Annotated in this window: 3 protein-coding genes and 1 pseudogene; all 4 read right to left on the minus strand. The window is 65.1% G+C overall.

Annotated features, from left to right (window positions below; translation table 11 throughout):
* Positions 1-377: 377 nt before the first annotated feature.
* Positions 378-789, minus strand: a pseudogene (locus ACZ4SA_RS36680) (nucleotidyl transferase AbiEii/AbiGii toxin family protein); the annotation flags it as partial.
* Positions 790-1,118: 329 nt separating this feature from the next.
* Positions 1,119-1,307, minus strand: coding sequence for a tyrosine-type recombinase/integrase (locus tag ACZ4SA_RS36685; RefSeq protein WP_302217024.1), 189 nt, complete (start codon positions 1,305-1,307; stop codon positions 1,119-1,121).
* On the minus strand, positions 1,307-3,160 hold the full coding sequence (locus ACZ4SA_RS36690; protein WP_468283121.1) for a tyrosine-type recombinase/integrase: 1,854 nt from the start codon (positions 3,158-3,160) through the stop codon (positions 1,307-1,309). The genes ACZ4SA_RS36685 and ACZ4SA_RS36690 overlap by 1 nt, the downstream gene beginning before the upstream one ends.
* A gap of 93 nt (positions 3,161-3,253) precedes the next feature.
* The coding region (locus tag ACZ4SA_RS36695) for an IS256 family transposase (protein WP_468283124.1) at positions 3,254-3,963 on the minus strand (710 nt) is incomplete at its 5' end.

Below are 3,963 nucleotides of genomic sequence, written 5' to 3' on the forward strand. Positions count from 1 at the left end.
GACCGCCGCGATCTGGCACAACGACCACACCGGACAGCCCGTCCTGCGCTCACTGACCGCCTATGACCACTGACCCCTTGGAATCGATCATCTAGGCATCGACCTCGAGATCGTCCAACGCGACCCCACCGTCCGCGGCTTGTAGTCACCGCGGATTTCAGCGGCCATGCACATCGCACGCTTGCGGAGTTCGGGGGGTGCGAAGAGGGACGCGCCATGACTCTGATCCCTGCACGGAATCGACCTTCCACATCACCCCGGGCGGTTCGGTCTGCCCTGGCGTGCTTGGCGTGGGACAAGCCCGTACTGCTGTCCCACCTACTCACTACTCGGCTCGTGCTCTGCCCGCTTGCAGATGCGATCTCATCCGGACCTGATCAGACGTTGTCCGGATCATCGGCCTCTTCGAGGAGGCGGGTCGCGAGGTCGTCGGCCCACTCCAAGGCCCAAACGCGGAGTGCGGTGATGGTGGCGTCATTGAGCCCGTAGGCGGCGAAGGCTTCGTCATCGGTCCACTCGGCGCCCGTGAGGTTCGCTTGCAGGTCCTCGCGCTCGAAGCGGCCGCGGGCGTGGCGGCGGCCGAACTCCTCGAGCTCGGTATTGGTCCAGCGGTGGGAGGCTGCGAACACGTCGATCAGGTCGCGGGGCGCTCCGCGGTCGGCGAGGGCACGGACTTTGGTCCCGATCACGTCCTCCTCCGCGAGGACGGGCCCGTACGGGCTCTGGGCGACCGGCCGCCAGAAGACCTCCTTGAGGACGTCGACTTCCGCATTCCTGCCCGGTGGCCGGGAGCGAGCGGGGCGTTTCCCCGGGGTGAGCTGGTTGCCGTACTCTGCTCAGCCCTGATCCGCTCAGGCTGGCATCTTTCCGATGGCGGATCGCGTGATGCGCATGTCACTCAACGACTCCGCGCCCGGCCAGAAGTCCCAGAAAAGTCCCAGAGGCACCTATGGGTTCCCTCCTGCCCCGAATTTGCGCAGGTCAGGAGGGTTTTCGCGCGGCATTTTCTCAGAGTCTTCAGATGTCGCGGAACTCATAGACAAAGCTTCTGACCTGCGCAAATGCCCCTCTCGAAGATCATCTTGCACGGTTGTTGCACAAGCCGAACGGAGCAGGACTCACGCGGCCCTGGTGTAGGCGCTCCGGACCGCGATGCGGACCTTGGAACCGGCTCCCACGACCCGGTGCACGTATTTACGCAGGGTAAACGCGGGATCGGCGTGTCCGAGTCGGTCCGCAAGTGTGTACACGTCTACCCCGCCGTTGATCATCATCGACGCGTACAGGTGTCGGAGCGCGTGCATCATCACGTCGCGGGACTTCTCCCAGCGTCGTCCCTTCGCGTCGGGCTCAAGAAGCTTGATGAGGCCGGCCGACGCCAGGGCGGGCTTCCCAGCGGTAGGAGTTGAACCAATTCGACTGAATGGCGGTCTTCTCCCGGGTGTAGAAGATCAGCCGCACCGTGACCGGGTCGCCGCCTTTGCTGCCCCACGGTCGGGTCACCTCGACCGGCGGGTACTTCTGCATGTGCTCGCGCAGGGGGATGGCCACGTCGTCGGTCAACTCGACCCACCGGTCCTTCGGGTCCTCCTCGTCTCCGCCCTTGGGGGAGGGCGTATACGAGGAACGAGCCGTCGTGGACTACTTGCCGTTGCACGTGCACCATGGCGCCGTCCGGATGTGCCCAGTCGATATCTTCTGGCGACAGGCCGAATATCTCTCCTTGCCGAAGACCCAGGCCGCGACCACAGTCGACGAGTGCTTTATAGCGGTCGGGAAGTTCGGCACGGATCTTCTCGGTGTCCTCGCATGTCAGGGTCAGCTCTGCCCGGCCGCCACCTCCTCGCTTCGGCTTGGCGTCCTGCACCGATTTGGCGAGGCACGGATTCTTGTGTATCAGGCTGTCGTCCACGGCCAGGTCAAAGACGGCCCGAAGATTGTCGAAGACCAGGCGCAGCGTGGAACTTTCGAGTAGCCTGCGACGGTCGTGCAGCCAGTCCAGCAAAGATGAGGCGTTCACGTCCTTTACGCGCATCTTCCCAACTGCGGTAGGAACGACGTGCAGGAGAACCCGCTCCTTGTGGCGTCGGTAAGTCCGTGGAGGTCGACGACGGTGCTGGGTGGGCGTCGGCCGAAGGGTGAGCTTCTCCTCTGCTCCGGCAAGGCTGACCTGCAGCCCTTCCATCTCGCCGAACCATTTTTCACGTTCGGCCTCGGCGATGCGGACAAGGAGGTTGTCGCGGATCTCAACGAGACGGCCACGCTGGGCGGGGTCGGGCCAGAGCATCGGGCAGCGGACACAGGCATGTTCGTGCATGCAGGGGGTGCCGAACGCGCGGCCGCACGCTCCGATGGAGACTTTGCGCCGCTCGAAGTGGCCGAGGAACTCTTGCCATTCCTCGTCGGTGGGAACGCGGTATTCCTCGCTCGGGCGGAGGGACCGGCGGCGGGCGAGGAAGGCCATGTGCGCCTGGATTGTCTCTTCGGGGTAGACGGCCTTGTAGCCGAGAGTTACGTTGATGTCCTGGTGGCCTGCGATCACCTGGGCGATGTGCGGCGGCAGACCGTTGAGGATGGCATCGGTGATGAACAGCCGGCGAAAGTCGTGCGGGGTGTAGCGAAGCGGGGCACCTATAACGTCGGTCAGGCCCGCGTCGGTGAGGGCCTCGTCGAGCATGGTACGAACGGTTTCATCGGTGAACGCGCAGTCCTCACCGTGGATGCGTCGTTGGAACAGCAGCGGGGCCGACTCCTGCCAGGCACATTCGCGGCGGTCGTAGGAGCGGACCAGGGGAACGGCGCCGGTGGCCTCCCGGGCTCGGCAGATGATCGCGCTCAGGGCATCGGCGAGTTCGGGGCTGACCAGCAGCAACCGCTCGGTATCCGTCTTGGACGGGACGATCTGCAGGAGGGGGACAAGTTCACCGGTGGTGGGCAGCCGGTATTGGACCAGGCTGTGGTGGCTGAGTTCCAGCAGTTCCTCGATGCGGATGTCGGTGGCACGCAGGACCTCGACCACGGCCCAGGTCCAGAAGGCTCGCTCGTCCTCGAGTCCCAGATCTCGGCGTTTTCCGGTGTTCGGGTCCTCGGCCCAGATCCTGCTGGCCGTTCCGTGCGGAACCACGGCACGTACGAGTTGCTGACCGGCAGCGGTGAACACCTCGCCGGGGGCGGCGTGCCGGGCGGCTTCCAGTAGCGCGGCAGCGTCCTTGCGAATCCTGCTCGGTCGTGTCCCTTGGTGTGGTGTAGCTGATCATTCGGTGGTGCCGGGCAGGCAGGTGGCGTTGTCCGGATAGAGGCTGTCCATGCTCTCGATGGAGAGGTAGCGGCGGGGGAAGGCGATCCACTCGTCGTGGAGCTCGACGAGGACAGCGGTGGCGAGCCGGTCGACGGCGCCGGTGTTCGGGAAGACCTGGACGACGTCGGAACGGCGTTTGATCTCCCGGTTCAGTCGCTCGAGCGGGTTGGTTGACTGGATCTTCTTCCAGTGCTGGTGGGGGAAGTCTGCGAACGCGGTCAGGTCCTCCTTCGCGTCGAGAAGCATCTCTCTGACCTTGGGGAACTGCTCGCCGAGCATGTCCGCGACGGTGTCGAGGTGGGCCCGGACCGCTTCGGCGGTGGGCTGGGCGAAGAGCGTGCGGATCGTCGCGGCGACCATCTCCGCGGCTCCCTTCGGGATCACCGAGAAGACGTTGCGGACGAAGTGGACACGACAGCGCTGCCAGGCGGCGCCGAGCATGACCTTGCGGATGGCCTTGACCAAACCGCTGTGGCTGTCGGAGATGACGAGACGGACACCGGTCATGCCGCGTTCCCGTAATGAGCGCAGGAACTCGGTCCAGAACGCTTCGGTTTCGCTGTCGCCGACCATGACGCCCAGGACCTCACGGCCGCCGTCCTCGGTGACGCCGGTGGCGATGACGACGGCCTGGGAGACGATCTGGTGGTTCACGCGCGCCTTGA

The sequence above is a fragment of the Streptomyces sp. NPDC027962 genome (genome assembly GCF_055566095.1).

Coding starts and splice junctions, on each gene's coding strand:
- ACZ4SA_RS36685 (WP_302217024.1), bottom strand. CDS start 1,307: ATGATGCACGCGCTCCGACACCTGTACGCGTCGATGATGATCAACGGC.